At 60.7% G+C, this 16,944-nt stretch carries 15 protein-coding genes; 3 read left to right on the forward strand and 12 right to left on the reverse strand.

The genetic code is table 11. The annotated features are described in order from the left end of the window. Window positions 1–2,019: NAD(P)-dependent oxidoreductase (locus EN745_RS12960; protein ID WP_127421422.1), on the forward strand; the 2,019-nt coding region annotated here is incomplete at its 5' end. Next, entirely contained in the window at window positions 2,019–2,846 is an 828-nt protein-coding gene (locus EN745_RS12965) for an inositol monophosphatase family protein (protein ID WP_127404836.1), read from the forward strand. The genes EN745_RS12960 and EN745_RS12965, both read left to right, overlap by 1 nt. Window positions 2,847–3,032: 186 nt before the next feature. On the opposite strand, the gene EN745_RS12970 is transcribed toward EN745_RS12965, so the two are convergent. From EN745_RS12970 to EN745_RS13025, 10 genes are all read right to left on the reverse strand, one after another. Further along, entirely contained in the window at window positions 3,033–4,061 is a 1,029-nt protein-coding gene (locus EN745_RS12970; protein ID WP_127421423.1) for an Ldh family oxidoreductase, read from the reverse strand. 144 nt (window positions 4,062–4,205) lie between these two features. Next, window positions 4,206–5,339: an alanine racemase gene (alr, locus tag EN745_RS12975; protein ID WP_127421424.1), complete on the reverse strand. Its 1,134-nt coding sequence runs from the start codon at window positions 5,337–5,339 to the stop codon at window positions 4,206–4,208. 188 nt (window positions 5,340–5,527) lie between these two features. After that, window positions 5,528–6,775, reverse strand: a complete 1,248-nt coding sequence (locus tag EN745_RS12980; protein ID WP_127421425.1) for a glucoamylase family protein — start codon at window positions 6,773–6,775, stop codon at window positions 5,528–5,530. A 171-nt stretch (window positions 6,776–6,946) separates the two neighbouring features. Further along, window positions 6,947–7,153 carry a hypothetical protein gene (locus EN745_RS12985; RefSeq protein ID WP_127421426.1) on the reverse strand — a complete coding sequence of 69 codons (207 nt, stop codon included), beginning with the start codon at window positions 7,151–7,153 and terminating at the stop codon, window positions 6,947–6,949. A gap of 241 nt (window positions 7,154–7,394) precedes the next feature. Further along, a complete protein-coding gene (locus EN745_RS12990; RefSeq protein ID WP_145992018.1) occupies window positions 7,395–8,495 on the reverse strand; it encodes an MFS transporter in 1,101 nt (366 codons plus the stop codon). Window positions 8,496–9,851: 1,356 nt separating this feature from the next. Further along, on the reverse strand, window positions 9,852–10,772 hold the full coding sequence (locus EN745_RS13005) for a 5'-methylthioadenosine phosphorylase (RefSeq protein WP_127421429.1): 921 nt from the start codon (window positions 10,770–10,772) through the stop codon (window positions 9,852–9,854). A gap of 13 nt (window positions 10,773–10,785) precedes the next feature. Further along, window positions 10,786–11,514 (reverse strand): ABC transporter permease, encoded by a 729-nt coding sequence (locus tag EN745_RS13010; RefSeq protein WP_245487708.1) that lies wholly within the window; start codon window positions 11,512–11,514, stop codon window positions 10,786–10,788. A gap of 55 nt (window positions 11,515–11,569) precedes the next feature. After that, window positions 11,570–12,457 carry an ABC transporter permease gene (locus EN745_RS13015; protein WP_245487709.1) on the reverse strand — a complete coding sequence of 296 codons (888 nt, stop codon included), beginning with the start codon at window positions 12,455–12,457 and terminating at the stop codon, window positions 11,570–11,572. Further along, window positions 12,454–13,491: an ABC transporter ATP-binding protein gene (locus tag EN745_RS13020; RefSeq protein ID WP_127421431.1), complete on the reverse strand. Its 1,038-nt coding sequence runs from the start codon at window positions 13,489–13,491 to the stop codon at window positions 12,454–12,456. The genes EN745_RS13015 and EN745_RS13020 overlap by 4 nt, the downstream gene beginning before the upstream one ends. Before the next feature lie 36 nt (window positions 13,492–13,527). Beyond that, window positions 13,528–14,739, reverse strand: coding sequence for an ABC transporter substrate-binding protein (locus EN745_RS13025; RefSeq protein ID WP_245487710.1), 1,212 nt, complete (start codon window positions 14,737–14,739; stop codon window positions 13,528–13,530). 35 nt (window positions 14,740–14,774) lie between these two features. Between EN745_RS13025 and EN745_RS13030 the strand changes: the two genes are divergently transcribed. Continuing rightward, on the forward strand, window positions 14,775–15,773 hold the full coding sequence (locus tag EN745_RS13030) for a LacI family DNA-binding transcriptional regulator (protein ID WP_127421432.1): 999 nt from the start codon (window positions 14,775–14,777) through the stop codon (window positions 15,771–15,773). Here the strand turns inward: EN745_RS13030 and EN745_RS37605 are convergent. Both EN745_RS37605 and EN745_RS37610 read right to left on the reverse strand, forming a co-directional pair. After that, the gene (locus EN745_RS37605; RefSeq protein ID WP_348630961.1) at window positions 15,654–16,325 is read right to left on the reverse strand and encodes a bifunctional hydroxymethylpyrimidine kinase/phosphomethylpyrimidine kinase; all 672 of its coding nucleotides are present in this window, start codon (window positions 16,323–16,325) and stop codon (window positions 15,654–15,656) included. The genes EN745_RS13030 and EN745_RS37605 overlap by 120 nt on opposite strands. Window positions 16,326–16,336: 11 nt before the next feature. Then, a complete protein-coding gene (locus tag EN745_RS37610) occupies window positions 16,337–16,777 on the reverse strand; it encodes a bifunctional hydroxymethylpyrimidine kinase/phosphomethylpyrimidine kinase (protein WP_348630962.1) in 441 nt (146 codons plus the stop codon). Between the last annotated feature and the right edge of the window lie 167 nt (window positions 16,778–16,944).

Here is a 16,944-nt window from a genome sequence, read left to right on the forward strand (position 1 = left end):
GTGCCAGCGGACCCCAAACGGCCTTTGAGCGGCGATCGCTCGGTTGCGGTCGGACCGCTTTACGATCCGCAAGGCGACAAGATGCTGGGCGGCGTTATCAATACCTACTCCGCGCTCGCATTCGCAGAGACGACTTTCGGCCTACTGCGCTCCGAGAGGCGGCTCGGCTCGGTGGAGAATCTCAATCGACGCTCAACAGCCAATCGGGACGCCATCAACGAGTGGGTGTCGCGCAGTCCGGTGCTTCGGCTCAGCGTCACCGAGCCTGAACGCCGCGGCGCCGCTGTGACGCTGTTGAAGGTGGTGGACCCAGCCTTGGAGAGTTCGGGTCTGCTCGCACGCATCATTGCGCGCTCCAAGCAACTGCTTGGCTACGAAGGGATCACCCATCCTGACGGAAATCACGAGCCCGGGCTGGACGTGGCCCGTTACGTCAACGCGTTCCCGGGCACGCCGGGCGACTATCGCGCCTGGATCGGCGGGGTTCGCGCCCCAGACGATGTCGTCGCGATGCTGGACAATCTGCAATATGCCTATCTCAGGGCCAAGGTCGCGGTGATCGAGGAGGAACTCGCCAAGCTCGGAGAACGCTTTCCTTCGTCACCGAGCACAATCGAGAGCGGCCGCAACGGCGATGCCAGCCGAACCTATACCGTGCTTGTCGCTGATCCGATCGGATTGCGATTTGGGCCAGAGGGCACGCCTGACCATAGCGAGGTGCGCGCGCACATGGAGGCAAGGGGAGGCGTCTTCCACCTTGGGGCTGTCTGCCGTGAAGCGCTTGAGCCGGGCCGCGTCCATTTCTCCTATCAGCCGGACCTAAGCACCCCCGACGAGATCCTGCAGCAGACCGACAAAGGTCAGTACGACGCCGTCATTGCGGCAGCTACGGCAATCCCGGAAGAAGCGGTCTTTTCAGAGGGCGGCGTGCGCATCGGCGCGGGCACCGGCAACATGCAGTCCAGATCCTGGGGAGGACCCAACGGCGGCGGCCCTGCGCCTTTGATGAACACGCCAAGCTTCAACAGCCGGGCCACGGCGCAGATGGCGCTCAAGGCGATGCTGAAGGTGGTTCCCGATCTTCCCGTCGATGAATTGCATCAAAGGGTAGTCGACGGGCATTTCGATACCGCGAGGAACCTCCGCGAATTCCCTACCGAAAAGATCGAAGGCAAGAAGGTCGCCATCATTGGATATGGCAATATCGGCAGGGAGTTGGCCAAGCTTTGCAAGGCGTTGCGCATGCGTGTCTGTGTGCATGCCCGCGCAATTCACCGCGAGTGGATAGAGGCCGAGGGCCTCAAATATGCACCGACGCTTCAGGACGCCGCGCGTGGCGCCGACTTCATAAGCCCCCACACCGGCCTCGGCGCATTCGACCAAGCTCGAGGACGCTTCGCAAATGTGGGACTGATCGACGGCGAGATACTCTCACTTCTCAACGATAGTGCCGTGGTCATAAATTACGACCGCGGAGAGATCATCGATGCTTCGGCGCTGGCAGCCGCCCTTGATTGCGGAAAGGTCCGCCATGTCGCGGTCGACGCCGACATCTTCTTCGACGGCCAGACATCCTCCTTCGTCGGCCCGCTGGTCCCGTATCGTCAGCTGGCTCTCAAGTTTCCAGGCAAGCTGGAGCTTCTGCCGCACGCGGCCGCCGACACCGATCACCCCTCTCGAGTGGCCGGCGCCAAACAGGCCGTGGATCAGATTCTCGACGCTATTCTCAACCGTCGGATTGTCAACCGCAAGGGCGAACTGCCCTCAGGCTACATCGACGGTGGATCCCGCACGGTTCCCGGCATCGGAAAGCCTTCGCGCGATCAGCTTGCCGCCGTCATTGCCGACCGGCCAACGCTGGAGGAAGGCAGGGCACTGAGCGAGAGACTTGCCGCGATATTCGGTGCCTTGTCATGTGCCGGAACAGAGGCGCAGCAATCCCTTCTCACGCAATACGGCAGTCAGCTGGTGGAAACCGGCGCGCGCCTCAATAGCCTTCTTGAGGAGAGGGGGCTCTGATGCAGGCGCGCCTCTCGCTTGGCGCTGCCCGTCGAGGGGACGACGAGGCGCTGCCGGACTTCGAATTCTTCCGCAGGCTGGCCGATGCGGCTGCCGCCGAGACGCTGCCGAGATTTCGCACAAGAGGGTCGCATAATGCCAAGAACACGACCGACATCGCATATGGGCCTGTGAGCGAGGCGGCTCACGCGGCCGAAAAGGCCATCCGCGGGACCATAGCCGCCGACTATCCAATGCACGCAATGCTGGGCGACCAATTCGGGCCGTCAGGATCAGGGCCGATCCAGTGGGTCATCGATCCGATCAATGGTGCAAAAGCTTTCCTGTGTGGCCTTCCGGTCTGGGGGACCCTGATAGGCCTCACGATAAATGGCCGCGCAACGATGGGCATGATGAGCCAGCCCGAAACCGGGGAATGCTTCTGGTCCGATGGAACGAGATCGGTGTGTCGCTCCGCCCTTGGCGAGACTGTCTTGAGAACGAGTGGAGTTCAGCTCCTGTCTGACTCGATTTGCCACACGAATTCTCCTGAACCCTTTGCACGCCGTCCGGGCAGGGGCTTTGCTCGACTCGCCTCGTCGGTCAAATTCACGAGGTACGGCGGCGACTGTTACGCATTCGCCATGCTCGCGGCCGGCCAGATCGACCTTTGCGTGGAACTTTCCTTGCAAGCCTGCAACATCGCAGCGCTGATCCCGGTCATCGAGGCCGCCGGCGGTGTGGTCACCCGCTTCGACGGGGGCCGCGCGGAGCGAGGTGGAAACATCCTGGCATCGGCAAACGCCATCCTGCATGAGGCAGCGCTGCGGGTGCTCAATGACATCTGAACGACGGCCACCAGATTTGGGAATGTGTGGCAACGACGAGGTGCCAAAAAAAAGCAACGGCAGCCGAACCGAGGGGGGATCCCGCCTATGGGGCTGGTTCTGGGTGGTTGTCGCGACAGCGGCCATGTATCTGCTTGTCTGGGTGACTCGGTAACCGCAACGACTATCGTTCGATTGGCCGCTCGCTCACAGGACCATCAGCTGCTTCCACATCGCGGGCGCAATGGCGATGCCGCGCTCGGCTGCCAACTTGCGGGCGGCAAGTCGGCGTTCGCCAGGAAGGCGCGTCTGTCCGGCGTCGGCCATCGCTGCGACCAGATCCTCGATCCGTTGCGTGAACATCCTCAGTGAGCCGTTTCCCCTGGTCGGATCGATCAGGATAATGGTTTCGCCCGTATGAGCCGATTCCGCGCCGGGATGAGCCGACCAGTCGACCTGATGGGAAAAGTTGCTGCTGGTCAACGCTCCGGCAAGAATGTCAATCATCATGGCGATGGACGAGCCCTTGTGCCCGCCGAACGGGAGCAGCGCTCCACCCTCCAGTATCGCTTGCGGGCTGCGGGTAGGCAGCCCTGAGGCGTCGAGGCCAATCCCCTCGGGAAGGAGCTTGTTTTCGCGCGCGGCGACCGCCACCTCGCCATGCGCCATCGCCGCTGTCGCCTGATCGAACAGCAGCACTTGCCCATCCATCCGCGGCACGGCAAAGGCCATCGGATTTGTGCCATAGAGCCGCTTGCGACCGCCATGAGGGACGACATAAGTGACGCTGTTGACGACGCCGATCGCGACCAGGCCGACTTCGGCGAATGGCTCGACATCAAGCCAAAGTGGCCCGTTGTGGTGGGCATTGCCGATCGCTAGCACGCACGCGCCGGCCGATCGGGCCTTGCCGATGGCTCGCGGCATGGCCGACTCCAGCGCCGGTCTGGCATATCCGTTGCCCGCGTCGACGTGCAGGTAGGCGGTTCCTGCGTCACGAATGTGCGGGACGGCGCGACCGTCGACAAAGCCGCTCCTGAGATTCTTCACATAACCCGGCATCCTGAACAGGCCGTGGCTTTGCGAGCCATCGCGCTCAGCGCTCGCACAGTTCGTAGCCAACACGCGAGCGACCTCATCCGAAGTCCCGTTGCGCAGCAGAATGGGTTCGAGCGTAGCCACAAGATCGGGGAAGCTGCGGTAGATAGGGGGTTCGTCTGAGGGCGGGTCTCTCATGATGATCACGAGTTGTCAGCAACCCGTCCCGCTGCCTGTGATTTCGGGGCCGCCAACGAGCACGCCAGGTGCCCATTGGCGGCCGAGTGCCTGGCACGGCCTGGGAGCGGATCCATGCTAGGGCACCCAACACCATGGCGCGAGCTATTCATTGACGTAACGGCGCGCGCAACCATGGCCAAGTGAGATCAAGACCTCGTGCTCAATCGTCCCGCAGGCCTTCGCGAGGTCGTGGTCGCGAACATTGGGGCCAAGAATTTCAACTGGGCTCCCCGGCACCAGCGCCCAGTCTGGAACGGCCGAGACATCCACTGTCAGAAGATCCATCGAGACGCGCCCGACAACCTGGGCTGCAAAACCCTGAACAAAGACCGTGGCACGGCTTGAACCCGCCCGGGAGTAGCCGTTGGCATAGCCGATCGCGACAGTCGCGATCTTGGCCTCTTCGACCAGCCGATATGTCGAGCTGTAGCCGACAGGCGAACCGCGCCTCATCGTCTTGACCTGGATGATCGGGGCTATCACGCTGGCCGGTTGCAACATCGGATTTTTTCGGCCCGTCAGCGGATTGATCCCGAACGTAGCCTTTCCGGGTCGCACCATGCCGAACAGATAGTCCTCTCCCAGATAGACGCCAGCCGAATTGGCCAGCGACAGCTTCGCGGCAGGCAGCCCACTGACTGCTTTCAAGAAAGCCTTGCGCTGGAATTCACACCGCTCGAAATCGAGATCGTCGGCAGCCGAGAGGTGCGACATATAGAGGAGGGGCGGAATTCGCGAGAGCAGCGACAAGTTCTCGCGAAGCCATGCGGCATCGTCCGCAAGCAGCCCGAGCCGGTTCATGCCGGTGTCGAAGTGGATGATCGAGTCAAGGGGGCGCCCAAGCCTATGCGCTGCCTTGTGCCATTCCTCGATCTGGTTGCGGCTGTTGAGGACAGGAAGGAGGTTCGAACCGACAAAGGCCTCCGTTTCCTCAGGCAGAAAACCGCCCAGCACGCAGATCGTTGCCTCCTGGAGCACGGTGCGAAGCGCCACGCCGTCATTGGCGGTCGCCACAAAAAAGGTTTTGGCGCCCGCTTGCCGCAGCGCGATCGCGCACGCGATCATGCCATGCCCATAGGCGTCGCCCTTCACCACGGCCGCGCAATCGGCTTGCCCGGCAAGGGCACTCAATCGCCTGTAGTTCTCTCGCACGGCCTCAAGATCAACGACCATCTCGGCTTGGTTGACCAGGCTGTGAAGTCCTTGCCCGGAGGGTGAGGAATGACTTTCATTCATGATCGGGGAGCCCGTTCCAGCGTCGGAGTCTTGTAAACGTTTACATCCTCCAGCTCAATGGGAATTATGATTTTTTTGAGCTGCTGAAACTCCGCTCAGCCGCTCTTGGCGCTGCTACGGGCACGCCGTTGCTATCGCCTGAACGATGGGTTCTGGCGCATCGTTCGCCAGTCATCTAGAGGTCGCAGTCAGCCGGCCTGGATCTCGACGAAGCCCAACACGCTCAGGCCTTCGCGCACCTCAGGCGCGCTCATGAAGAGTTCCCAGATCAGCCCGCTACGGTGGTTCTCGATCATCGCTATGATCGGCCCCTGATTTATCGCCAGATAGGTTCGAGCAAACCAACTCAGGTTCTCACTGAAGCTGTCGACAAATCCAAAATTTCCCCAGATGCGATGAAGCGGCTTTGTGAGGAAGCTTCTCAACGCCCGCATGGATTCCACCGGCGCGTAGGGAAGACTGGACAAGGCTGCGCTTGGAGTAATGACGCCCCTGTCATGGTCCGGCGCATGCGCGACGTAGCCGTATGGGCCGTGGCCCGACGTTAGTCCCCAGCAATCGGGGCCATAGCCGGAATGCCCGTGCGGGTTGCGAGCGCAATGTTCGTAATTGATGCGAGTATGGGCCACATTCTGTTGCCAGTAATGCGCATATCGGTCCCTCAGGCGCCGGGGGTCGAGCCCGCAGAATGAATACTGGGCCAAAAACAGGGGCCCTCCATAGTCCGGCCCAAGTGGAAGCACTGTGCCGTAGAAACTCTTCCCGTTGCACATCTGGCCGTCGCGGGCGAACCCCCTGTGATAGGCGCTGGCCTTGATCGGATGGGTGTCAGAGCCAGCTGCAAGCACATAAGGCAGCAGTCCTTCGTTCCATCCCGAGACGGGGCAATTCATCGCCCACCCGCAGCCAGGACTCCAGTGCCAGTAGAGCATTTCCTCGTCGCGGCAGTACCACTTCCATTCGATTGATCGCCACAACCGACCGATCCGCTCTCGCACGCGCATCTCGGGAAGGGATTTTCGGCTAAAGTACTGGCGCACGCACAATAGCCCCTGGAACAACAAAGCGGTCTCGACACAATCGCCACCGTCGTCTTTGCGAGCGAAGCGGATGGTCTTTCCGCTCCGGCCATCCACGAAGTGGGGAAACATGCCGTGATATCGGCTGACCTTTTCCAGGAAACAGGTAATGCGGCTGAGATGCTCGATCGCGTCGTCGCGAGCGATCCAGCCGCGTTCGACGGCCACAACGATGGCCATCAAACCGAACCCCGTGCCGCCTATGGCGACCAGATCGTTCTCGGACCGCGGTGCAAGACGCTGTCGGTCGCGCGCCATGCCGCTTGAGGGGTGGGCGCCTTCCCAGAAAAACCTGAACGTCTGGCGCTGGACTACTTCCAGCAGTGGTTCGTCCGCCAGGTCGCGAAGGTGTTTCATCCGTTGGGGTGCCGGGAAGGGGTCTGCGTCAGGGAAATTAGCCTGGATGAAACTCGTTTGCTGCGCAGACCGTCTGGCCAAAGCTGAGGATTTCTATCGCCCAGTGCCAGTCGGGGGAAGGCCCTGCCTGGAAACCCTGTCGGCGCAAGTTTTGAAAATGGTGCCCTTCCGCTACCGCGTCTTGTCGAGCAGGGCCGAGAGGTAGTGTTCAGCCGCCGAGGACTGCGCCTGAGCAATCATGCCGCGTTCAACGCTTTGTTCGGCAAGTATCGCCATGGTGGCCGGAAAGAGTTCTACCAAGATGAGAAGAGCCAGCAAGGGCCAGGAAAACTTGATAATCCGCAACAAGACCGCCGGCGTTTGAGTGGGAGAGGTCATGGCTCGCCTTCGAAGATCTGCCACAGGCGGTCGGCTCGCGATCTCACATAGCCAGAACCACCCATCTGGCTGAAATGGTAAACGTTTACGCCGATCTGTCAACGCTGCCGAATGACCTACCGTTACTTCCCGAGCCACGAAAGACGCAAGGCCAAAGGTGGTCGTATCTTTGCAGCCGGAGTGACCGCCGCTCGCTACCGGCCGTTTGTCCAAGGGAATCGATGTGTTCAGATTCGCACTTTCAGAATCGACTCGCGATATGAATTGAGACGGCTCCAGCTAACGCAAACATAACTGCCAGCAGTAGATAGATGTTGGCCAGGGAGGTTGCCTCGGCCAGCGTCCCGAAGCTGGGCGCCGCGGGCAGTGCAATTGCGTACCCAGTCGCGAACACGACCACGATGCCTGATGCGTCGCCGCGCCGTCCTGCCATGCTCAGCAATGTGGGGAAGATGTTGGCCACCCCGATGCCGAGCAAGACAAAGCCGGATAGCGCAATTGTCGCGATGTTGGCAAAGGCGACGATCGCAAGGCCTATAATTGCAAGGGATGCCGAGATCGCGAGAAGTTGCTTTTCCCCAACCGAGGTCCTCACGCGATCGCCAGCCAGCCGGCAGATTGCCATCGAACTTGCAAATGCGCCGTAGCCAAGCCCCGAGTAACCGAGATCGAGCGCAAAATTGCCGGTGAGGTAAAGAGGGCTCCAGTCGCGGACCGCTGCGTCTGTCGACATACAGACGCCCGCAAGCAGGCCCACGACAATGAGCAACCACTTCGCGCTGAATGGCCGGACGGTCGTCACCCCCTGACGTGGTCCTGCGGCAAGTAGCTTGCCCTGGTTCGCCGCAAAAATCATCGAGAGCGACAAAGCGGCAATCAGCGCGCCGAAGGAGCTTCCGGCGTTCTTGACAAGCAGGCCTCCCAAAACAGCTCCGGTAAGGCCGCCAAGGCTCCACATGGCATGGAATGAGGACATAAGGGCTTTGTCGGATGAGCGCTCTGCCTCGACAGCCTGCGCGTTCATGGCGACGTCCATCGAATTGCCCGCAAGGCCGAGGACCAGCAGGACGAGCGCGAATAAGGAGGGGACGTGCGTGAATGTCGCCAGCACAATCGTCGTCAAGAGGAGTGGGGTAGATACGCGCAGCACCTGTCTGCTGCCAAAACGCGCAATCAGGGACCGACTGGCCAGCATGGCAAGAAGCGAGCCGACGACAATCATGAACAGAGACCAGCCAAATTGACTGTCAGATATTGAAAGGCGCGCCTTAATATTCGGTATGAGCGAAGACCAAGTGCCGAACGCGCTGCCGTGTACGAAAAAAATGGAGAAGATGGCCATGCGGCTCTTGCTGGCCTCTATCGACGTTGCGGCAGGCCGCTCCGCGGGACGCTTCGGACTTTCCAAAAGTTTGGTCTCCGGTGAGGGGTCGCGCCGTCGGCCAACAAAATCCGACCGGTTCGAAAGGCCGCCGATCAACGTTTCGTGCTGTTCTCGCCCCTGGCACCTACCTTGGATAAATCCGTTTTGTAAAGGTTTTCAGAATTATGCGAACCGAAATGATGCTATCGATCCTTTAAGTCGTTTTCCAAACATCTGAATCGGCCACAGGATGAATTGCTCGGCTTCTATTCGCCGCCGTCCGGTGGCGTATCCCGACCAGCGCTTCGCTTTTTTAGAAACGCTGCAGTTGGTGCAACTGCCTTGGGAGCCTCGATGTCGATCTCCCTTCTGTTTTGCGATGTAGACAGACGCTGCTGACTCACCGACTATAAGATTCCCCTCCGTGTCGCGGCTGCGGTCGCTAAAGCCCGCGATGCGGGTCTGCGCATAGTGCTTGCCACAGCGCGCTCGCCTCGCGGCGTTCGCTCTCATGCGTTGGAGCTTGGCCTGGCTAACCCCTGCATCGGTTTTGGGGGCGGATTGGTCACGTTGGCTCGGGCGAAATTGTCCTGAGCAACTCCATCGATCGAGGGATAGCTTTGAATTCGCCGAGGCGGCTGACCGGCTGGGGGCCAATCCCATGTGGTATACGCCTGCCGGCATCTACGGCATCGGCGGCAACGAGACCATGCGCAAGGAGCCGCTGGTCACTGGGGAACCAATTTCCCGCTTATCGAATGCCGATCAACTACCTGGGGCGCCGCACAAGATAATGTGCGTGTCCGACGGAGCCGATCGAGAGCGAATTTTCCAGACGCTGGAAAAGGATGCGACGCCTCGGCTCGAGGCCGGACATTCCGGCGAGCACCTTTTGGAAATCCCGCCCCGCGGGACATCCAAGCAACTAGCCGCGGACATGGTTGCCAAACGCTTGGCGTGCCAGCCGAGCGCGGTGCCGCCGATGCGGCCAATGACTTGTCTCTTCTGCGTGGGGCAAAGGTGCGGCTGACGGTCGCCAACGCAATTGGTCCAATCGCGACATGGGGCACCTTCGTGGAGGCACCTGCGACGAGGGCGGCCTGGCAGAGGCCATCGATTGGCTGTTGCAGTAGAGGAGAGATTGGACCCGAAGTCGATTTTCACTCTCGCGACGGTTCCATTAACGCAGCACCCTCACATCATACAGCCACCAACCCAGCGACGCATGAAAGGAAACCGGGCCCCTGCATTCAGACGGCTGGCTCAGTTGCTCTGAAGTTGCTCGGGCTTGAGACCACCGGGCGTTGGAGGGCGGCTTCGAAGGGTTAATCCTCGCTAAAAGCGGCTGGAGCGTTCTTCTGGCTGAGGGGACTTCAAATCCTGGCATGAGCATTCCGGGTAAGCCGGCAGTCTGGCGGCGGTCTCCAAAGCGATCCGCGAGGCTTTCATGGACAGGGAAGGCAGAACGTCCTCCTGCAGGAGTTTCTGACGGTTTCGATCCATGTAGTCGTTGAACCCAGCCGTGACGAATGCACAAGGTACGAAACAAGCGCCGATTTCGCGCGACAGGGTGGCCTCGGGGGCGATCGAGTGGTTGAGTACGTCTGCCCCCATGCTGCGAAACGCCAGGGCTTCGGCCGGGCTTGTCAGTCGCGGCCCGTAGCAGTGGGCAGCCACCAATTGCTGTTCGATGCCATGAACGCGGCATTCGGGCGGCCAATGACGGCGGGCGGTCTCGACCAGAACCGCTGCGCATCTTGGGCAAACGATCTGCTTGCCCGAGCAGTCGAAGGTTTGACGACCGGGCAGCAGTGAAAACGGCGTTTGCGTGAGTTCGATGATATCGGCGTTGATGACCATATCACCGGGCTGGATCGCTTTGTTCACCGCGCCAATGGTCGAGCACGCCAGGACCTGACGCACACCCGCGGCCATCAATACCCAGAAGGCGCGACGATGGCAGGAATGGTCGATACGGCTCCGCGGATTGCCATGCGAATACATGCACAAGGCGCGTTTCGGCTTGCCTTCGGCGGTGATGGAGGCGTCGAACTCGAGCAGCTTCCAGTTGTCGGTGCGGCCAAAGGGCGTTTCAAAGCTGATATCCCTTTCTAGGGTCCGAACGCCCTCGACGCCGATATCTTCCGGAAAGGCCAGCCCCCAGTTTGCCGATCCCGTGATAATCCCCAGCCCTACCTGGGGTATATCCACTACTCGATCCGCCTGGTCATCGGCGGCCTGAAGGTCAGCAGTCATATTCGATTCTCGGTCAAGATTTTTGGCGAAGGGTCACGAAGAGGACGACGATCACGACGATGGCGGTCCACAATGTCGAGATCGCCGCGATGGTCGGATCGATCTGGTCGCGCAGCGACAGGAACATTAGCTTCGGGAGCGTGCTGTTTTGGCCACTGGCGACGAAGATCGAAATGACCGACTCGTCGAGCGACGTCAGGAACGCCATCAATATCGCCGACAGCAGGCTGATCCTGAGTTGCGGAACGATTATGCCGCCGATCGCGCGTGCCCAACTGGCTCCCAGGCTACGCGCCGCCTGGACCTGGTTCCAGTCAAAGCGGGCCAGAGCAGGCAACAGGACGATGCACGCGACCGGAATGGCCAAGACGACATGTCCGACCAGCACACCGAACAGCGTTCCGACCAGATGCTGCACCGCCAGCACAATGAAGAGACCGATCGCCAATAGGATGCCCGGCGTGACCGATGGAGTGAGCAGGATGCCCTGAAGGGTCACTGCGGTCTTTCCGCCGAGACGATTCATGGAGATGCAGGCGAGCAACGCCGAAGGCACCGCGATCAGCGCCGTCAACGTTCCCAGCGTGATGCTGGTCCTGAGCGCGGCCATCCATGTCGCTGAACCGAAGAAGTTCTCGTACCAGCGCAAAGAGTATGCACGGGGAGGAAATTCGAGAAGATCGGACGCTGAGAACGAAAGCGGCACCACTACGATGGTGGGCAGGATCAGGAATGCCAACACGAGCGCGGAAAAGGCCCAAAGAAGGGCGAGCGCCAGCCTGTTCTCCGGATAGGCGTCAAGCATGAGCCACACCGAGTTTGTTCTGCGTCAGCAGGAGACGCGCTGCCCAGAACGTCACGCCCACCAGCGCCAGGAGAACGAGCAGGAGAATGCCTAGCACGCTCGCCGCACCCCAGTCCTGAAAAGTCGACAGCGTTCGCTCGATCCGGATCGAGATCGGATTGACCTTGCCGCCGCCAAGAACCGCCGGCGTGATGAAGAAGCCGAGCGTGTAGATGAAGACGATCATCGAGCCCGAGACGATGCCCCCCGCCGAAAGGGGCAGGATGACCGTGCGGATCGCCAGGCCAAGACCGGCTCCCATGCTCGCGGCGGCGCGGGTGAGGTTGGGGTCGATATCGCGCATCGCGGCATAAACAGGCAGCACAAAAAGCGGCAGCATGTAGTGCACCATGCCGATCAGCGTCCCCGTGAAATTGTAGACTAGCGGCAGCGGCTCCGTCGTCAGGCCCGAACCTGTCAATACCGCGTTGACAAGGCCGTCGCGCCGCAGGAGCACGAGCCAGCCATAGGTGCGCACCAGGATCGAGGTCCACAGCGGCAGCATGATGAATGCCATCAACAGGTTGGCTACTCTTGGTCTGGCGCTGGCGAGCGCAAGCGCCAGGGGGAGACCGAGAAGCATGCAGACCGCCAGCGTCCCTATCGAGAGCTCGAGAGTGGTCAGGAGAGCCGACCAGGTCAGTCCACTTGAAAGCACCTTCTCGTAATTTCCGACGCTGTATTCGCCCGCGGTGGTCAGGAATGATTGCCGGATAATCCAAAGGATCGGCAGGATCGCCGCTGACCCAACGATAACCAGAGCCGGTAACGAAAGAGAAAGGAAGAACCGGCGCTCTCTGCGCGCATCGGCTGCCAGCGCCGGATCCATGGCGACTTTCACACCTTCGCCCCCGCTATTGCGTGAACTTTGGCCGCCGGTGCGAACGCGGCTACTCGCTGACCTGGAGCAAGGTCGGCGCAGCCCGCGGCGAGGGTTGCCGGAACGCTTATCAAAACCTCTTGCCTGGTGTCGAGCTCGAGCGTCAAAAGCCAGTTCTCGCCCCGGAACGACTTGGCCCGCAGCACGCCTTCGAGCGCCACTCCGTCTGGCCCGGCAAACGCCGGATCTAGATGGAAGCTCTCTGCGCGGATCATCAATGTTTCTCGTAACGCATCAACGCCGTCGATCCTGCGGACTGAGCCCGGTGGAACAATATTGGCCTCGCCCATGAACTCCGCAACGAAGCGGGTGAGCGGGCGGTGATAGACGCGCTCAGGCGTATCGATCTGCTCGATGCGGCCGGAATTCATCACCGCAATACGATCTGACATCGTCAGCGCTTCCCGCTGATCGTGGGTCACATAGATCGTCGTGATGCCCAGGTCGTCGTGCAGGCGCCGGATCTCATATTGCATGGCTTCGCGCAGGTTCTTGTCGAGCGCCGACAGCGGCTCGTCCATCAGCATCACGCGTGGTTTGAACACGATCGCCCTCGCCAGCGCCACCCTTTGACGCTGGCCTCCCGACAGAGCAGCGATGTCTCGTTGCGCAAAGCCTTCCAGCTTTACGCGGGCCAGGGCGTCAAGCGCCCGCCGGCGAGCGTCCACTCGCGGGATCTTCCTCAATGCTAGTGGATACTCAACGTTGGCGAGCACGTTCATGTGCGGAAACAAGGCATAGTTCTGAAAAACGATGCCGAGCTCCCTTTTGTTAGGGGGCAAACGGGTGATGTCGCGACCTCCCAACAAGATCTTGCCATTGTCGAGCAGGACAAAACCCGCCACCGCCATGAGCAAGGTGGTCTTGCCGGATCCGGATGGCCCCAGCAGCGTCAGGAATTCGCCCGCCTCAATTTCGAGCGAGACGTCATCCAGCGCCAGGTAGGACCCGTACGCCTTGCGCACGCTTTCGACGGTGATGGGAAACGATTTCATCTTCGTGGTTCCCCTCCCAGACCGGCAGTCTCGAACTCAGCGGCTCATCATCTCGTCGAAGGCCTTCTGGGCAGCCTCGCCGTTCTTGAGCCACCAATCGGGATTCGAGAAGACGGAAGTGCCCGCGTTCTCAGGAGCGGTCGCCAATGTCTTCAGTCGCTCGTCAGGGATGAGGCCCGCCTTGTAAGCTGCCGGGTTGACCGGGCCATAGGCGATGAAGTCGGTCAGCTTGGCCACGCGTGCCGGCTGCGTCATCGCGGCGATCAGCTTCATGGCCGCTTCCTTGTTCGGGGCACCCTTCGGCACGGCAAGGCAGTCCGTACCGATTACCGAACCCTTGAAGGAATAATCCACCATGCCGCCATCGGCTTTCACGGTTTGAGCCCGACCGTTCCAGGTAACGACCAGATCCGCTTCGGCATCCTTCAGCAGTTGGGCAGACTGTGCGCCGGAAGTCCACCAAACCGCAACGCTTGGCTTGATTGCCTCGAGCCGCTTGATCGCGCGCTGCAAACCCTCAGGCGTGCTGAGCACCGAGTAAACGTCCGCCGGGGCCACGCCGTCGGAAAGCAGCGCGATTTCGATCAAGTCCTGCGCGTTTGAGCGCAGGGCTCGGCGGCCTGGGAATTTGCCGACGTCCCAGAACTCGGCCCATGTCTTCGGCGGATTGGTGCCATAAGTTTTCGTGTTCCACGACATGACCGTGCCGTAAGAGTCGAACGGGTAGCAGTAGTCGGATCTTGCGCCGGCCGGCACCGCGTTGAGATCGATTATGTCGCCGTCGAGCGGCTCCAGCAGAGACTGCGCGGCTGCCTGCGCGCCTTCCGGGGAACCGAGGTGAATGATGTCTGTCGTGACCGCTCCAGACGTGACTTGCATCTTGAGTGCGGCAAAACCATCGCTTTGCGTTTCCTCCCTGACGTCGTAGCCCAGCTCCTTTGCCGCGGGAGCCCACATGGCCTCCTGCATGGCTTTGCCATAGTCGCCGCCAGCGGTCGTGATCGTGACGGATTGGGCATAGACGGGCAATGCGGCCGACACTGCAATGACGGCCACTGAAATTCGAAGTTTAAAAGACATGGTTTCTCCTCCTCCGGATTTGCCGAAGCCGACGGAAACAGGCCCTTTTTCGCAAATCGTAACGTTACGGTTATCGTGAAAACACCGAGAGTCAAGTGGCTCGGCTGGACCGCGGTCAGCTTTGTTTGAACGTTTGATCGAATCCGGTAACGTTACGGTGTTCAGCAAATCAGCCGACACGTTCGGAGTGGAAGACGGGCGAAATGGCCAACCTGAAACAGATCGCGGCGGAACTTTCCCTTTCGGTGACGACGGTAGCGCGCGCTCTGAAGGATGGGCCGGAAGTGCATCCCTCGACCGTCGCACGCGTCAAGGAGGAGGCGGCGCGAGTGGGCTACGTGCCGAACCAGCACGGTCGCGCGCTAAAAACCGGGCGGACCTCGACACTGACCGCGGTGCTGCCGATGGAGACACGCGATTATCTGTCGGATTTGGCGAAGCTCCCTTTGATCGAAGGCATGACTCTGGCGGCGAGACAGTTGGGCTACAGTCTCAGCGTCTATTCCACCACACCGGAGGAAGACCCCGTCGAAACCTTACGGCGCCTCCTTCGGGCGCGCAGTGCGGATGGCCTGATCATCACCCGAATGGTCTCGGCCGATCCCCGAATTAAGCTGCTGCTCGATGAGGATGTACCTTTCGTCACTTTTGGAAGGACTGACCTGGACCTAGCTTACCCATACGTCGACGTCGATAATGAGCAGATTGCCTATGACGCAACTCGGCGCCTCACGAAGAAAGGTTGTCGTCGAATTGCCTTGCAGTTGCTGGTTCCTGAGGATCAGGCAAGCGCAATGCGTCTCTTGGGCTATGAGAGGGCCATGATTGAGGCGGGCAACCTGATTGACCCTGAACTGATCGGCCATGCGACATTCACGATGGAAGCAAGCACTGACTGGTTCGATCGCGTGCTCGGATCGCCTGATCCGCCAACTGGCTTGGCCTGTGCCAACGAACTCGGCCTTCTCGGAGCATTGCGGGCTCTAGGTAGACGAGGCTTGGTGCCGGGCCGCGATGTCCATATCGTGACACGCGACAACACGCATCTTTCGCGCTTTCTCCCGGCGAAGATCGGAATTCATTCAGTGGATATGGCGGACGTCGGACGAAAACTGGTCGAGATATTGGAGCGGCAAATCGCCAATCCGACTGGCCAGGCGGCGACAATATTGTTGAAGGGTAGATTCGAGACCCTCGGGTAGGCGCGAAAGAAGATCGTTGGGCCTCCACCCTCGACACCAGCGCGGTCGGAAATCGTCATCTTCCGATTTCGTGGGCCACATTTGAGATTTTCTCCGTCCTGGCTGATTCCGTCGTCCCGTCTTGCATGTTTGTCGCGACCGTCCTTTCATTCCGGCCGGCCGCTCGTCTGGACTGACCTTGCAGCGGAAAGTGAGCGCAAGTGCGTTTTTTTCCTCAACGAACACATCGCTGAGAGTGGTGGGCTGCCTCTCCTGGGCTTCCGCTCGAGCAAACTTGTCGAAATCATATTGCTTGGCGCCAAGAACGCTCTCTTCCAGTGAAGCGCCGAGGGCAAGAAAGGCTGCGACAGCGGTGGAGAGCATGCAACCCTTGCCCCGCATGCTGCACTTCAGGCGCGTCGATACGAACCGAATGGCCGGGCCGTCCGGTGGAAGAAGCAGGTCAGCGGCTTGCCTTCCCTGCGCATGTCCGCCTTTTACCAGCACGGCGGTTCCCACAGCGCCCGATAATTGCTTGCCCTGCTGGCAGGCCGCTTCTTCGTTTGACGCCAAGACCGATCCTGTCAGCGCCGCCAGCTCGAGTAGATTGGGTGTAACCAGCCGGCATACCGACTGAGATCGCGACGCATCGCGTCGACGGCGTCCTCCTCTAAGAGCGCTCGCCCCGACGTGGAGGCCAGCACAGGGTCGAGCACGACAGGCACGTGGCGGTTGCGCGCCAAAATCGAGGCGACGGCCTCGATCGCCGCGGCTCTGCCCAGCATGCCAACCTTGACCGCAGCGATTTGGTTGGCCGCAAAGGCAGCGCCCATCTGGGCGGCGATGAGGTCCGGCGAAATGTATTCGATGCGCTCGACGTCCTCGTGCGTCTGTACCGTGACGGCCGTGACGGCGAGGCAGCTGCGCGGTCCAAGCGCAGATAACGTCTCGACGTCGCGGGCTAGTCCGGCGCCGCCGCTCGAATCCGAACCAGCTACGACGAGCACGTGCGCCGTCATCGCCATTGGGCTGTCGCCGCCAGCCACTCGGCCGTGCGTGCCTCGGGGTGCATGAGTGATGTCGGTGACGACCGCCGCACTTTGCGCGCCGTGCGCGAAGACATTTGCAAAGCGTACGCCGACTCGACCAAACCTTCAAAGTGGCGGTGGTGTGGTCAGCTGTGCATCAGGGG

Origin of the sequence: Mesorhizobium sp. M4A.F.Ca.ET.022.05.2.1, from assembly GCF_003998845.1 — a bacterium.
Classification (GTDB): Bacteria; Pseudomonadota; Alphaproteobacteria; order Rhizobiales; family Rhizobiaceae; genus Mesorhizobium.